The 14,093-nt window shown below is 64.9% G+C and carries 13 protein-coding genes; 6 read left to right on the top strand and 7 right to left on the bottom strand.

What is annotated here, in order from left to right; translation table 11 throughout:
* Positions 1-16: 16 nt before the first annotated feature.
* The 7 genes from AC10V3_RS14625 to AC10V3_RS14595 form a co-directional block, all read right to left on the bottom strand.
* Complete coding sequence (locus AC10V3_RS14625; protein ID WP_022535994.1) at positions 17-1,219, bottom strand: DUF2863 family protein; 1,203 nt, start codon at positions 1,217-1,219, stop codon at positions 17-19.
* Between the two features lie 115 nt (positions 1,220-1,334).
* Positions 1,335-1,493 (bottom strand): hypothetical protein, encoded by a 159-nt coding sequence (locus AC10V3_RS14620; protein WP_022535993.1) that lies wholly within the window; start codon positions 1,491-1,493, stop codon positions 1,335-1,337.
* Between the two features lie 261 nt (positions 1,494-1,754).
* Positions 1,755-4,460, bottom strand: coding sequence for an aconitate hydratase AcnA (acnA, locus tag AC10V3_RS14615; RefSeq protein WP_490922396.1), 2,706 nt, complete (start codon positions 4,458-4,460; stop codon positions 1,755-1,757).
* A gap of 288 nt (positions 4,461-4,748) precedes the next feature.
* On the bottom strand, positions 4,749-5,315 hold the full coding sequence (locus tag AC10V3_RS14610) for a hypothetical protein (protein ID WP_349607297.1): 567 nt from the start codon (positions 5,313-5,315) through the stop codon (positions 4,749-4,751).
* Between the two features lie 165 nt (positions 5,316-5,480).
* Complete coding sequence (gene prpC, locus AC10V3_RS14605) at positions 5,481-6,668, bottom strand: bifunctional 2-methylcitrate synthase/citrate synthase (protein ID WP_490922394.1); 1,188 nt, start codon at positions 6,666-6,668, stop codon at positions 5,481-5,483.
* 45 nt (positions 6,669-6,713) lie between these two features.
* Entirely contained in the window at positions 6,714-7,694 is a 981-nt protein-coding gene (locus tag AC10V3_RS14600) for an HpcH/HpaI aldolase/citrate lyase family protein (RefSeq protein ID WP_490922392.1), read from the bottom strand.
* Between the two features lie 133 nt (positions 7,695-7,827).
* Positions 7,828-8,811, bottom strand: a complete 984-nt coding sequence (locus tag AC10V3_RS14595; RefSeq protein WP_010814614.1) for a malate dehydrogenase — start codon at positions 8,809-8,811, stop codon at positions 7,828-7,830.
* Positions 8,812-9,252: 441 nt separating this feature from the next.
* Here AC10V3_RS14595 and AC10V3_RS14590 point away from each other — a divergent pair, with 441 nt between their 5' ends.
* The 6 genes from AC10V3_RS14590 (at position 9,253) to AC10V3_RS14565 (ending at position 14,077) form a co-directional block, all read left to right on the top strand.
* Positions 9,253-10,128, top strand: coding sequence for a GntR family transcriptional regulator (locus AC10V3_RS14590; protein WP_022535988.1), 876 nt, complete (start codon positions 9,253-9,255; stop codon positions 10,126-10,128).
* A gap of 279 nt (positions 10,129-10,407) precedes the next feature.
* Entirely contained in the window at positions 10,408-10,815 is a 408-nt protein-coding gene (gene sdhC / locus AC10V3_RS14585; protein WP_490922391.1) for a succinate dehydrogenase, cytochrome b556 subunit, read from the top strand.
* Between the two features lie 11 nt (positions 10,816-10,826).
* The gene (gene sdhD, locus AC10V3_RS14580) at positions 10,827-11,192 is read left to right on the top strand and encodes a succinate dehydrogenase, hydrophobic membrane anchor protein (RefSeq protein ID WP_010814617.1); all 366 of its coding nucleotides are present in this window, start codon (positions 10,827-10,829) and stop codon (positions 11,190-11,192) included.
* Between the two features lie 3 nt (positions 11,193-11,195).
* Positions 11,196-12,974 (top strand): succinate dehydrogenase flavoprotein subunit, encoded by a 1,779-nt coding sequence (sdhA, locus tag AC10V3_RS14575; RefSeq protein ID WP_022535986.1) that lies wholly within the window; start codon positions 11,196-11,198, stop codon positions 12,972-12,974.
* 34 nt (positions 12,975-13,008) lie between these two features.
* Positions 13,009-13,710, top strand: a complete 702-nt coding sequence (locus AC10V3_RS14570) for a succinate dehydrogenase iron-sulfur subunit (RefSeq protein ID WP_011298473.1) — start codon at positions 13,009-13,011, stop codon at positions 13,708-13,710.
* Between the two features lie 79 nt (positions 13,711-13,789).
* Positions 13,790-14,077 carry an FAD assembly factor SdhE gene (locus AC10V3_RS14565; RefSeq protein ID WP_022535985.1) on the top strand — a complete coding sequence of 96 codons (288 nt, stop codon included), beginning with the start codon at positions 13,790-13,792 and terminating at the stop codon, positions 14,075-14,077.
* The last annotated feature ends 16 nt before the right edge of the window (positions 14,078-14,093 follow it).

Here is a 14,093-nt window from a genome sequence, read left to right as displayed (position 1 = left end):
GCAGGTGCAGGCGATGTCAGTGGAACAGCGGCTGCTGCGTCGGCGCATCCTCGGGCAGCTCGGCGTGCACGATCTCGCCATTGCGGTCCGCATACAGCGGCGTGCCGCAATCCTCGCAATACTCCGGATCGAACAGCGCAGCGTGGCGGAAGATATCTTCCACGCCCGCATTGCGTAGCTCTTCGCAGATCTGCTCGAGCGGGTTGCCCTTCTCGTCGGCGTCGACCTCGCCGGCTTCGCGGCCATAGACCGGCCAGACGATGCCGTAGATCACATCTTTCTCGCCGCGCATGGTAAAGCCCACGCGGTATTCTTCGACCACTTCCTCGCCGAACGCCGCCACCACCGCGGCCAGCTGGCCGGCAGAGACATCGAGCGTGCCGCACAGGTAGTTGACCGCGGCGCGCACCGTCAGCGGGCGGATGCTCTTGTCGGACTCGCGGCAGGACAGGAAGAAGGCGTCGGGGAGCAGCAGCTCGAACTCGCAGCCCGGCAGCAGCAGCGCTACCGAAGGCTGCACCTGGCTGCGCCATTGCTCGAGGCAGGTGGAGCGCTCGGCATGGTGCTCCTTGGCGTCTTCCTGCCAGCGGAACAGCGCCTGCTCGTGCGGCGCGACCACCACCGCCAGCAGGTAGCGCGGGTCGGCCAGGATCGGCGCGGTCTCGGGCAGGTCGCGCAGGTCGACCTTGGGCACCGCGCCGGCGAGCGCGGCCGCGGCCAGCTTGTGCGTCAGCGCGAAGGTGTCGCTGTGCGTGCGCGGCAGCTGGTCGATGCTGTACAGGTACGGCGACAGCGAGACCTTGGTGCCGGTGGCCAGCACGTGTGCCTGCAGGTGCACCGCCAGCGTCTGCGCCAGCTCGGGCTTGAGCGAGCCGGAAGGAATGGCGTAGCGCGTATGCGCCAGGATCGGGGCGGCGATCAGCAGCGCGTCATAGCGCTGGCCGTCGACCTCGATGGTGGCCGACTCGGCCAGGGTCTCGGCCTGTTCGGCGAGTACGTCGGAGGCGTCTGCGTTGTGCTTGAACAAGTGTTCCAGTGCCGCGTCGAGCGCGGTCTGGCTACCGTTCTTCAACAGGCGGCCCAGGCGCTGCGACAGCCGCCGTTCCCAATACCCGTCCTCCATGCGGCTGCCCGAGGCGTCGAGGGCGAGCGCATCGGCCACCAGACGCTCGGCGTCAGGCGAAAGACGTGGGGAAGCCTTGGGGCGAAAACCTGCCATAGAAAGAAACCGTCCGTTTATGCGTAAAACGGTATTCTACTCGCTGCGTTGACAAGCAGGCCGCTTCATGCGGAGCGGCCAGCGCTCATCGGCGCGCGCGCGCTATTCGTCCGCGTTATTTCTGGGCTGGTGCGGCGGAAGCGGCGGGTGCGGCAGGGGTGTGGGTTTCGACGCCGTGCTGTTCGCCGGAGATGGACACGTCGCTTCCGCCCTTGGTCAGCAGGTAAAGCGCCGCGCCGGCGATGATAATGAATGCGATGAGGATCTTTGCCATGCTGTCTCCTGTTTCTGGCGATGCCGGGCGGGGCCCGGCCGGGTCAGTCGCAGGGGGGCTGGGCCGGCCCTGTCATTCTGACCACTGTTCTAGTGAAGCACAGTGTGGCAGGGCTGGCTTGCGTGGAACTTACACGCGCGCGACCGGCATCGGGGTGATGCCGGGGACGCAAACCGTGCCCCAATGAAAAACGCCGCCTGCCGCGGCCCGTCAATCAGGCTCAGGCAGGCGGCGTCAGCGGTTGCAGGCGTACGGCGCGCCTCAGGCGGCCAGCAGCTGGCGCAGCACGAACGGCAGGATGCCGCCGTGGTTGTAGTAGTCGACCTCGATCGGTGTATCGATGCGCAGCAGCACCGGCACGCGCTGCACGTCGCCGTTGGCGCGCTTGATCACCAGCACCACGTCCTGCTGCGGCTTGAGGTCGCCCTCGATGCCCTCGATATCGAAGGTCTCGTTGCCGGTGATGCCCAGCGTCTGCGCGCTGTCGCTGCCCTTGAACTGCAGCGGCAACACGCCCATGCCAACCAGGTTGGAGCGGTGGATGCGCTCGAAGCTGCGTGCCACCACGGCCTTCACGCCCAGCAGTTGCGTGCCTTTGGCGGCCCAGTCGCGCGACGAGCCGGTGCCATACTCTTCGCCGCCGAATACCACCGTGGGCGTGCCCTCGGCGATGTACTTCATGGCCGCGTCGTAGATCGACATCTGTTCGCCAGTGGGCTGGTGGATGGTGAGGCCGCCTTCCACGCGCGCGCCGTCGGCCTTGGGCGGGATCATCAGGTTCTTGATGCGCACGTTGGCGAAGGTGCCGCGCATCATCACCTCATGGTTGCCGCGGCGCGAGCCGTAGCTGTTGAAGTCGGCCTTGAGCACGCCGTGCGCCAGCAGGTACTTGCCGGCAGGCGAGGTGTCCTTGATCGAGCCGGCCGGCGAGATATGGTCGGTCGTCACCGAATCGCCGAAGACCCCCAGCGCCCGCGCGCCGCGCACGCTGGCCACGGCGGCCGACGGCTCCATGCTGAAGTCCTGGAAGAAGGGCGGTTCGGCGATGTAGGTGGACTTGGGCCAGTCGTAGACCTGGCCCTTGGTGCCCTGGATCGCGCCCCACAGCTTGCTCGGCTTCTTGACCTGCTCGTAGTTGGTCTTGAAGGTGCCGGCATTCATTGCGAACTTCATCAGCGCATTGATTTCTTCCGAGGTCGGCCAGATGTCGCCCAGCCAGATATCCTTGCCACCCTTGCCCTTGCCGACCGGCTCGGTCATCAGGTCGCGCGTGACATTGCCGGCGATGGCGTAGGCCACCACCAGCGGCGGCGAGGCCAGGAAGTTGGCACGGATGTTCGGGTGGATGCGGGCCTCGAAGTTGCGGTTGCCCGACAGCACGGCGGCCGCCACCAGGTCGTTGGTGGTGATGGCATCGTTCAACTCAGGCGTCAGGTCGCCGGCGTTGCCGATGCACGTGGTGCAGCCGTAGGCGGTCACGCCGAAGCCCAGTTTTTCCAGGTACGGCAGCAGGCCGGCGGCCTGCAGGTATTCGGTCACCACGCGGCTGCCCGGGGCCAGCGAGGTCTTGATATGCGGCGCGACTTCCAGCCCGGCTTCCACCGCCTTCTTGGCCAGCAGGCCGGCCGCCAGCAGCACGCTCGGATTGGAGGTGTTGGTGCAGGAGGTGATGGCGGCGATCAGCACGTCGCCGTTCTTCACTTCGATGCCGTCGGCGGTGGTGTAGGCGCGGTCCAGGTCGTCCGGATCCTTGTTGAAGCCGTTCTCGGCCACCGGCTTGCTGAACAGCGAGGCGAAGGTGCTCTTGACGTTGCCGATCTCGATGCGGTCCTGCGGGCGCTTCGGGCCCGCCAGCGACGGCGCCACGGTGGACAGGTCCAGCTTCAGCGTCTTGCTGTAGTCGATCTCGCCCGCCTGCGGGATGCCGAACATGTTCTGGGCACGGAAGTAGCCTTCGAAGGCGGCGATTTCCTCGTCGGTGCGGCCGGTGCCGCGGAAGTAGTCGATGGTCTTCTCGTCGACCGGGAAGAAGCCCATGGTGGCGCCGTATTCAGGCGCCATGTTGCCGATGGTGGCGCGGTCCGGCACCGACAGGCTGGCGGTGCCTTCACCGAAGAATTCGACGAACTTGCCCACCACCTTTTCCTTGCGCAGCATCTCGGTGATGGTCAGCACCAGGTCGGTGGCGGTGACGCCCTCGCGCAGGCGGCCGGTCAGGTCCACGCCGACCACGTCCGGCGTCAGGAAATACACCGGCTGGCCGAGCATGCCGGCCTCGGCCTCGATGCCGCCGACGCCCCAGCCGACCACGCCGATGCCGTTGATCATGGTGGTGTGCGAGTCGGTGCCGACCAGCGTGTCTGGGTAGTAGACGCCGTCCTTCTTGTGCACGCCCCGCGCCAGGTATTCCAGGTTCACCTGGTGCACGATGCCGAAGCCCGGCTGCACCACGCCGAAGGTATCGAAGGCCTGCATGCCCCACTTCATGAACTGGTAGCGCTCGTTGTTGCGCTTGAATTCCAGCTGCATGTTCAGGTCCAGCGCCTTCTTCTCGCGGAAGTGGTCGATCTGCACCGAGTGGTCGACCACCAGGTCCACCGGCACCAGCGGCTCGATCTGCTTGGGGTTTTTGCCCATCTTCTCGGCGACGTTGCGCATTGCGGCCAGGTCGGCCAGCAGCGGTACGCCGGTGAAGTCCTGCAGCACCACGCGGGCCACCACGAAGGGAATCTCGTCGAAACGCTCGGCAGTCGGCTTCCAGCTGGCCAGTTGCTTGACGTGTTCTTCGGTGACTTTCTTGCCGTCGCAGTTGCGCAGCACCGATTCCAGCACCACGCGGATCGACACCGGGAGGCGCCCGATCGCCAGGTCCAGCTCCTCGCCCAGCTGGGGGAGGGAATAAAACTGGCCCTTTGCGGAAGGGCCGATCTTGAATTCTTGTAGCGTGTTTTCTAGGTTATGGGGCATTGCCGTACTCCGATCGAAGGATGATGCGATGGCATTTGGCTCGGACCTGAATCGAGACCCCGGTGCGCTGCCGCGGCGATGACCGCGGTCCGAGGTCGGCAGCGCACTGCAACTGCATACTCTAACCGCCGCGCGGCTTTGCCGCCACCCGGTTCGGATCGGCCGGGCCCCGGCGCAGCCCCTGCGCTGGCACGACAACGTGCCTGGCCAAGCGGATTTTCCCGCCCGGCAAGGTAAAAAGGGCGCCGGCGGCCGGAATTCAGTCGGCCGCCGGCGCCCTGTACGGACTTACTGCTTGGGTGCGGCGGACTGCTGGCTGGCGTCGGACGGCTGCTGCGGCTGGCCGCCCGGCGGCGTGACCAGCAACGGGCTGGTAGTCGGGGCGCGCAGGCCGCCGGCCTGGGTCGGGGCCGCGGCGCCGGCCTGCATGGCGGCGCTCTGGCAGTCGTCGGCCAGGCGCTGGCCCAGGTTCTTGTTGAACAGCATGGCCTTGCTCGGGATCACGACCAGGTCCAGGCCGGTACGGGCGTCGTAGTAGCGGTCTGCGCCGGTGACGGTGGACTGGCGCGGCAGCTTGTAGTCCTTGCCCTGCCAGTGCACGGTCAGGACTTCGTCACGCAGCATGTCGCCGGCGATGTACAGGCTGTTGCCCAGTTCGCATTGCCACTTTTCACCGGTCGGGGTGGCTGCCGCAGCGGCGCCGGCCGCTGCGGCGGTCCCGGCAGCTGCCTTCTTCTTGGTCGAAGCCTTCTTCTTGGTAGTGGTGGTCTTCTTGGCCGGTTCCTGCGCCATGACGGCGGTAGCGGTGGTCAGGCTGAAGGCGCCGATGCAGGCGGCAAGGACGAGATGTTTCATTTTGTGAGTGCCTTTCGGATTCCGAAATCTGATTTATGTCATCGCCGCCGTCACATCCGGCGGCGGCCTGGGATGGATTTCCGCCGCTATTCTCTACGATTTGCCTGGGGCGGCGTAGTGCTCTGGCCTTTCGTTACATTATTGGGATGCCTGGTCGGTCCGGGCTCACTTGCGCTTGCCAATGGTGACGAATTTGCGGTTTTCAGGGCCCACATAGTTGGCGCTCGGGCGGATGATCTTGTTGTCGATGCGCTGTTCGATCACATGCGCGGCCCAGCCGGAAGTGCGCGCGATCACAAAGAGCGGCGTGAACATCGCCGTCGGCACGCCCATCATGTGGTAGCTCACCGCGCTGAACCAGTCCAGGTTCGGGAACATCTTCTTGATGTCCCCCATCACCGTTTCCAGGCGCTCGGCAATATCGAACATCTTCATCGAGCCGGCATCCTTCGACAACTTCCTGGCCACTTCCTTGATCACCTGGTTGCGCGGGTCGCTGATGGTGTACACCGGGTGGCCGAAGCCGATCACGACTTCCTTGTTCTCAACGCGGCGGGTGATGTCGGCCTGGGCCTCGTCGGCGTTGTCGTAGCGCTTCTGGATCTCGAAGGCCACTTCGTTGGCGCCGCCATGCTTGGGGCCGCGCAGCGCGCCGATCGCGCCGCAGATGGCCGAGTACATGTCCGAGCCCGTGCCGGCGACCACGCGCGCGGCGAAGGTCGAGGCGTTGAACTCGTGCTCCGCGTACAGGATCATCGACGTGTGCATGGCGCGCTCCCACAGCTCCGACGGCTTCTCGCCGTGCAGCAGGTGCAGGAAGTGTGCGCCGATGGAGTCATCGTCGGTTTCCACCTCGATGCGGCGGCCGTTGTGGCTGTAGTGGTACCAGTACAGCAGCATCGAGCCGAAGCTGGCCATCAGGCGGTCGGCGATATCGCGCGCGCCCGGGGTGTTGTGGTATTCCTTCTCCGGCAGCACGGTGCCGAGCACCGACACGCCGGTGCGCATCACGTCCATCGGGTGGGCGCTGGCGGGGACCCATTCCAGCGCAGCCTTGACGTTGGCGGGCAGGCCGCGCAGGGACTTGAGCTTGGCCTTGTAGGCGGCCAGTTCAGCCTTGGTCGGCAGCTTGCCGTGCACCAGCAGGTGGGCGATTTCCTCGAACTCGCAGGTGTCGGCGATATCGAGGATGTCGTAGCCGCGGTAGTGCAGGTCGTTGCCGGTACGGCCGACCGTGCACAGCGCGGTATTGCCGGCGGTCACGCCCGACAGGGCGACGGATTTCTTGGGTTTGGGCGCGGCGGCCGGCTGCTCTGCCGCGGCGGCCGGTACAGCGTTCGTCGAAGCGGCCATCCGTGTCTCCTTCGGGGCGCGTCCGTGATTGGTGTTGGACTTGTTTCAGGCGAAGAACAGCGCTTCCACGTTGGCCGGCAGCGGCGTGCCGGTCGCCTGCGCGCGCTGCAGCAGCGACCAGTAATAGCGATAGCTGGCACGGTCGTGCAGCTGGCCTTCGTGGCGGATCGGGGCCCAGTTGTTTTCATGCGCTGCCAGCAGGATCTGGCTGGCGGCGCCGATTTCCTCCGCACCGGGGCGGAATGCCGCGACGATCGGCACGATCTGGCCCGGATGGATGCTCCACTTGCGCAGGTAGCCGAACTCGCTGCGCGCGCGCAGCGCATCGTCGCCGGCGCGCTGCGGCGTCTGCACATCGGTGCTGACGTTGTGTGACGGCACCTTGCCATGGCGGTGGCAGGCGGCGGAGATCTCCAGCATGGCGCGGCGGATCAGCGGATGCTCGAACTGCTGCGGCGAGCGCATGGCCTCGCCCGGGATCGCGCCGTGATGCGCCGAGACAAAGTCCATCAGGCCGAAGCTCAGGCACTCGACCTGCACCAGCGCGGCGATGTCGAATGCCTGTTCGAGCGCGGCATGGGTCTCGATCAGCACATGGATCGGGATATGGCGGGCGATGCCGGCATTGCGCGCCACCTGGTTGACATGGTCGGTCACGCGCGCGACCTCGACCACGTCGGTGACCTTGGGCACCACCACATAGGCCAGCCGGGCGCCGCCGGCGCGCACCAGCACGTCGACGTCCTGGCGCCAGCTCGGGTGCGACGGATCATGAATGCGCACGCCCACGCGATTGTGCGCATTCATCGGGCTGCTGATCAGCTGCGCGCACAGCTCGGCGTGCTCGCGCTCCTGGCCGACGGCGGCGCCGTCCTCGCAGTCGAAGGTGATGTCGAAGATGGCACCAAGCTCTTGCTGCAGGGCAAGCGATTTGCGCATCAGCTTTTCGCTGCCCGCATAGTGGTCACACACCGGCAGCTGGACCGGGATGGCTTCGCCCTGGAACAAGACCTCGGAAGGATGCACGTTGGTTCGGATCGTTGGTTGTAGGGGAGGGGCAGAGGCTAGCGTAACGCCCCAATATGAAAAACCGGGGTCCGCACCGATTGAATCGTTGCGGAACCCCGGTCTTTGTCCTGGTCTTTCCTCGAGCGGAAGATCAGCCCAGCAGGTGCTGCACGCCGGCCTTTTCTTCTTCCAGTTCGTTCAGGGTGATGTTGATCTTTTCCTGGCTGTAGGCGTCGATCTCCAGACCCTTGACGATTTCGTACTTGCCGTTGGCGGTGGTCACCGGGTAGCCGAACATGGTGTCGGCGGGGATGCCGTACTCGCCGTTCGACGGGATGCCCATGGTGACGACCTTGCCGTTGGTGCCCAGCACCCAGTCACGCACATGGTCGATGGCGGCGTTGGCAGCCGAGGCGGCCGACGACAGGCCACGGGCCTCGATGATGGCGGCGCCGCGCTTGCCGACGGTCGGCAGGAACACGTCGTTGTTCCAGACCGGGTCGTTGATCAGGTCCTTGACGCTCTTGCCGTCGACGGTGGCATAGCGGTAGTCGGCGTACATGGTCGGGCTGTGGTTGCCCCACACGAACAGCTTCTCGATCGACGAAACCGGCTTGCCGGTCTTGGCGGCGATCTGCGACAGGGCGCGGTTGTGGTCCAGACGCAGCATCGCGGTGAAGTTCTCGCGCGGCAGGTTCGGGGCCGACTTCATGGCGATGTAGGCGTTGGTGTTGGCCGGGTTGCCGACCACCAGCACCTTGACGTTGCGGCTGGCGACTTCGTCCAGTGCCTTGCCCTGCACCGTGAAGATCTGGGCGTTGGCTTCGAGCAGGTCCTTGCGCTCCATGCCCTTGCTGCGCGGACGGGCGCCCACCAGCAGGGCGACGTCGGCGTCCTTGAAGGCAACCTTGGGATCATCGGTGATGACCACGCCGGCCAGCAGCGGGAAGGCGCAGTCTTCCAGTTCCATCACCACGCCCTTGACGGCTTGCTGGGCTTGCGGGAGGTCGAGCAGTTGGAGGATGACCGGCTGGTCTTTGCCCAGCATGTCGCCATTGGCGATGCGGAACAGCAGGGAGTAGCCGATCTGGCCAGCGGCGCCGGTGACTGCGACGCGCATTGGGGCTTTAGCCATGAGTAAATCTCCAAACGATAGATGGGGGGAAACCGGTCGGTTGCGCGCTGCCGTGGTACAAGTGGCGGCACGTCACCGGGCGCTGGTTGTCGCCACAGCGGGGAGCGGCTGTCCGCCGGAGCCAGGTGGCGAGGCCACGGGGCGGAACCGGTGAGGGAGAGCCACAACGGGTCATGGTGATGCAACGAAGCGTAAGTCTACTGCGAAGCGTGGCGCCATTTCCAGACCGAATTCCGGGACGGAGCGCAGGCCGGGCCGGCTCGCACCGGGGCCGGGCCGCATTCGTCAAGGTCTGGCGGGCACTGGCAGGCCTCCGCGGGCGTGGACCAGCGCGAGTGTAGGCTGCGCCTCCCTTGCTGTCAATTCATATGTCTTATATAAGACATAAGACAATTAAGATCAGGCTGGACGCCTCTCGCCGTTTTGTGGTGAAATCCCGCTATGTCCTCCCTGTCTACGTCCCTGACCGGCGCGACGGCCCCCGGCGCGCAGGAATCTGGCGCCGCCACGCCCGGCGCCGGGACGCAGCCGCCTCCGTCATCTTCGCCGGCGCAGCCGCTGGTTTCGCAAACCGCCCCGCAAGCCGCCAACGCCGTGCCATCGCCCACCTTCAGCCCGCTCTACCAGCAGATCAAGGCGCTGATCACGCGCAGCCTGCAGTCCGGCGAATGGAAGCCGGGCGAGATGATCCCCAGTGAAATGGAGCTGGCCTCGCGCTACAAGGTCAGCCAGGGCACGGTGCGCAAGGCCATCGACGAGCTCGCCGCCGAGAACCTGGTGGCGCGCCGGCAGGGCAAGGGCACCTTCGTGACCACGCATCATGAAGACGTGGTCAAGTTCCGTTTCCTGCGCCTCGTCCCCGACGAAGGCGAACCCCATTATGGCGCCAGCCATGTGCTGGAATGCAAGCGCCTGCGCGCGCCCGCCGAGATCGCCCGGCTGCTGGATATCCGCACCGGCGACAGCGTGGTGCAGATCCGCCGTGTGCTGACATTCTCCGGCGAGTCGACCGTGCTGGACGAAATCTGGCTGCTCGGCGCCAACTTCAAGGGCCTGACGGCTGAAAAGCTGACCGAGTGGAAGGGCCCCATGTATGCATTGTTCGAGGCCGAGTTCGGCACACGCATGATCCGCGCCTCGGAAAAGATTCGCGCTGTGGCCGCCGACGAGACGGCGGCCGAGTTGCTGTCCGTGCCGGTGGGCTCGCCGCTGCTGTCGGTTGAACGGGTGTCATACACCTATGGCGACCGTCCCGTCGAAGTGCGCCGCGGCCTGTATGTTACCGCCCGGCACTATTACCAGAACGACCTGAGCTGACCCCGGCGCACCGCGTGATCCCCCGCGCCGGTGCGCATTATTGCGGCTTTTGTCATGACGGTGAGGGCTGTTGCGCCGTCGTTCAATGTTGCGCGGCATTGGCGGCACATGTGGATTGTGTGCGATTGTCGGGCGGCGCATGTTGGTGCCCGATAGGCGAAAATTATTGGTGCAGCGCGCAACAAAGGCGCTAAAATCTCATGGATTTGCCCTAATGCATCCCGTTGCATGCAGGCAATGGCAGTTTCGTTTCTTTGTTTACCGCAAATGGGGTCTCGCATGGCTGAAGCCAAACAAGCCAGGCCGGAGTTCCGGAATATCGGTATCGCGCAGATCGCGAGATACCGGTTGCCCTGGGCCGGCAAGGTATCCATCCTGCATCGCGTCAGCGGTGCCCTGATGTTCCTCCTCCTTCCCTTCGTGCTGTACCTGTTCGAGCAGAGCATCACTTCGGAACTGAGCTTCGCAAAGTTCTCGGCCCTCCTGTCCGGCGGCTTCGTCAAGCTGGTTCTGCTGGCCCTGATCTGGGGTTATCTGCATCACTTCTGCGCCGGTATCCGTTTCCTGCTGCTGGATGTGCACGTTGGTGTCTCCAAGCCCGCTTCGGCTAAGTCTGCCATCAGCGTGCTGGTTGTCAGCCTGCTGCTTACCCTGATTTTCGGCCTGAAGCTGTTCGGCCTGTTCTGAGGAGAATCACGGTGGCAAACAACAATATCGGTCCCAAGCGTCTTGTCGTCGGTGCCCACTACGGCCTGAAAGACTGGCTCGCGCAACGCGTCACGGCCGTGATCATGGTGGTCTTCACCGTGGTCCTGGCCATTGCCTTCCTGCTGTCGAACGGCGCTTCGTACGAAGCGTGGGCAGGGCTCTTCTCCAACCAGTGGATGAAGATCATCACGTTCCTGACCATCCTGTCGCTGCTCTATCACGCCTGGATCGGCGTGCGCGACATCTGGATGGACTATGTGCGCCCGATGGCCGTGCGCCTGGTGCTGCAAGTTCTTACGATTCTGTGGCTCGTCGGTTGTGCGGGCTACGCTGCTCAGATTCTCTGGAGGGTGTAATAAATGGTCGCAGTCAAGACTGGATTGCCGCGTCGCCGCTTTGACGTGGTCATCGTCGGTGCTGGCGGCGCCGGGATGCGCGCATCCCTCCAGCTCGCGGAAGCCGGCCTGAACGTGGCCGTGCTGTCCAAGGTGTTCCCGACCCGCTCGCACACCGTGGCGGCGCAGGGCGGTATCGGTGCTTCGCTGGGCAACATGAGCGAAGACAACTGGCACTATCACTTCTACGACACCATCAAGGGCTCGGACTGGCTGGGTGACCAGGACGCCATCGAGTTCATGTGCCGTGAAGCCCCGAAGGTCGTGTACGAGCTCGAACACTTCGGCATGCCGTTCGACCGCAACCCCGACGGCACCATCTACCAGCGCCCGTTCGGCGGCCACACCGCCAACTACGGTGAAAAGCCCGTGCAGCGCGCCTGCGCCGCGGCTGACCGTACCGGCCACGCGCTGCTGCACACGCTGTACCAGCGCAATGTGCGCGCCAAGACCCACTTCTTCGTCGAATGGATGGCGCTGGACCTGATCCGCGACCAGGACGGCGACGTGCTGGGCGTGACCGCGCTGGAAATGGAAACCGGCGAGGTCTACATCCTCGAGGCCAAGACCACGCTGTTCGCGACCGGCGGTGCCGGCCGCATCTACGCCGCTTCCACCAACGCCTTCATCAACACCGGTGACGGCCTGGGCATGGCCGCACGCGCTGGCGTGCCGCTGGAAGACATGGAATTCTGGCAGTTCCACCCGACCGGCGTGGCCGGCGCGGGCGTGCTGATCACCGAAGGCGTGCGCGGCGAGGGCGGTATCCTGCGCAACAAGGACGGCGAGCGCTTCATGGAGCGCTATGCCCCGACGCTGAAGGACCTGGCGCCGCGTGACTTCGTCTCGCGCTCGATGGACCAGGAAATCAAGGAAGGCCGCGGCTGCGGCCCGAACGGCGACTACGTGCTGCTCGACCTGACCCACGTCGGCGCCGAGACCATCATGAAGCGCCTGCCGTCGATCCGCGAAATCGGCATGAAGTTCGCCAACGTCGACGCGATCAAGGAACCGATCCCGGTGGTGCCGACCATCCACTACCAGATGGGCGGCATTCCGACCAACTATCACGGCCAGGTCGTGGTGCCGAAGAACGGCAACCCGAACGAAGTCCTGAACGGTTTCTACGCGATCGGCGAATGCTCGTGCGTGTCGGTGCACGGCGCCAACCGCCTGGGCACCAACTCGCTGCTCGACCTGGTGGTGTTCGGCCGCGCGGCCGGCAACCACATCATCGCCCAGAACCTGAAGCAGAAAGAGCACAAGCCGCTGCCGGCCGATGCCGCCGACCTCGCGCTGTCGCGCCTGGCCAAGCTGCAGGCCACCTCGTCGGGCGAATACACGCAGGACGTGGCCAACGACATCCGCAAGAACATGCAGTCGCATGCCGGCGTGTTCCGGACGCAGAAGCTGATGGACGAAGGTGTCGAGCGCATCCTGGAAGTCTCCGAGCGCGCCAACAACATCCACCTGAAGGACAAGTCCAAGGTCTTCAACACCGCGCTGGTGGAAGCCCTGGAAGTGGCCAACCTGGTGGAAGTGGCCAAGGCCACCATGATCTCGGCGGCGGCTCGCAAGGAATCGCGCGGTGCCCACGCGCACAGCGACTTCCCGAATCGCGACGACCAGAACTGGCTCAAGCACACGCTGTTCTACAGCGAAGGCAACCGCCTCGACTACAAGCCGGTGAAGATGGAACCGCTGACGGTGGAAAGCGTGCCGCCGAAGGCCCGTACCTTCTGAGCACCGCATCGTAGAGATAACAGGACCCACAGAAATGAAGCGTATTTTCGAAGTCTACCGCTACGATCCGGACAAGGATGCGGCACCGCGCATGCAGACCTACGAGGTCGAGCTGGACGGTCACGAGCGCATGCTGCTGGACGCGCTGGTCAAGCTGAAGAAGCTGGACGAGACCATCTCGTTCCGCCGTTCGTGCCGCGAAGGCGTGTGCGGCTCGGACGCGATGAACATCAACGGCAAGAACGGCCTGGCGTGCCTGACCAATATGCGCGAGCTGCCGGACCGCATCGTGCTGCGTCCGCTGCCCGGCCTGCCGGTGGTGCGCGACCTGATCGTCGACATGACGAACTTCTTCAAGCAGTACAACTCGATCAAGCCGTTCCTGATCAACGACGAGCCGCCGCCCGAGAAAGAGCGCCTGCAGTCGCCGGAAGAGCGTGACGAGCTGGACGGCCTGTACGAGTGTATTCTCTGCGCCAGCTGCTCCACGTCGTGCCCGTCGTTCTGGTGGAACCCGGACAAGTTCGTCGGCCCCGCCGGCCTGCTGCAGGCTTACCGCTTCATTGCGGACAGCCGCGACCAGGCCACCAGCGAGCGCCTGGACAACCTGAACGACCCGTACCGCCTGTTCCGCTGCCACAGCATCATGAACTGCGTCGACGTGTGCCCGAAGGGTCTGAACCCGACCAAGGCCATCGGCAAGATCAAGGAGCTGATGGTCCGCCGCGCGGTCTGATCCTGCGGCTGTCTGCAGTAGTAAGCGGCGCGTCAGCCAGAGCGGCTATATGTGGCTGGCGCGCCGAAAGTAGGAAGCCATGACTGAGAGTCCTGCCACCACCTTCTCCCATCAGGCCGATCCGCACAAGCGCGCCCGTTTGCGCTGGCGCGCCCGCCGCGGCCTCCTGGAGAACGACATCATCGTCGAACGTTTTTTCAACCGTTACGAGGAGAGCCTGTCCGACGAGGATGTGGCTTCGCTGAGCGTACTGTTCGAGCTCAGCGACAACGAGTTGATGGACCTGCTCCTTGCGCGCAAGGAACTGGACGGTGAGCTCGACACGCCCCCGATGCAGCGAGTGATAGGCCTGCTGCGTACGGTCTGAGTTTTGGTCAACATTA

The organism is Cupriavidus sp. PB-02 (genome assembly GCF_058252315.1).
The sequence above is the reverse complement of the archived record's forward strand: the minus strand, read 5'-3'. Positions and strand labels throughout refer to the sequence as shown.

What these genes read in the sequence shown, in the direction of transcription:
- AC10V3_RS14625 (WP_022535994.1), bottom strand. Translation starts at nt 1,219, where the DNA reads ATGGCAGGTTTTCGCCCCAAGGCTTCCCCACGTCTTTCGCCTGACGCC.
- AC10V3_RS14620 (WP_022535993.1), bottom strand. Translation starts at nt 1,493, where the DNA reads ATGGCAAAGATCCTCATCGCATTCATTATCATCGCCGGCGCGGCGCTT.
- acnA (WP_490922396.1), bottom strand. Translation starts at nt 4,460, where the DNA reads ATGCCCCATAACCTAGAAAACACGCTACAAGAATTCAAGATCGGCCCT.
- AC10V3_RS14610 (WP_349607297.1), bottom strand. Translation starts at nt 5,315, where the DNA reads ATGAAACATCTCGTCCTTGCCGCCTGCATCGGCGCCTTCAGCCTGACC.
- prpC (WP_490922394.1), bottom strand. Translation starts at nt 6,668, where the DNA reads ATGGCCGCTTCGACGAACGCTGTACCGGCCGCCGCGGCAGAGCAGCCG.
- AC10V3_RS14595 (WP_010814614.1), bottom strand. Translation starts at nt 8,811, where the DNA reads ATGGCTAAAGCCCCAATGCGCGTCGCAGTCACCGGCGCCGCTGGCCAG.
- AC10V3_RS14590 (WP_022535988.1), top strand. Translation starts at nt 9,253, where the DNA reads ATGTCCTCCCTGTCTACGTCCCTGACCGGCGCGACGGCCCCCGGCGCG.
- sdhC (WP_490922391.1), top strand. Translation starts at nt 10,408, where the DNA reads ATGGCTGAAGCCAAACAAGCCAGGCCGGAGTTCCGGAATATCGGTATC.
- sdhA (WP_022535986.1), top strand. Translation starts at nt 11,196, where the DNA reads ATGGTCGCAGTCAAGACTGGATTGCCGCGTCGCCGCTTTGACGTGGTC.
- AC10V3_RS14570 (WP_011298473.1), top strand. Translation starts at nt 13,009, where the DNA reads ATGAAGCGTATTTTCGAAGTCTACCGCTACGATCCGGACAAGGATGCG.
- AC10V3_RS14565 (WP_022535985.1), top strand. Translation starts at nt 13,790, where the DNA reads ATGACTGAGAGTCCTGCCACCACCTTCTCCCATCAGGCCGATCCGCAC.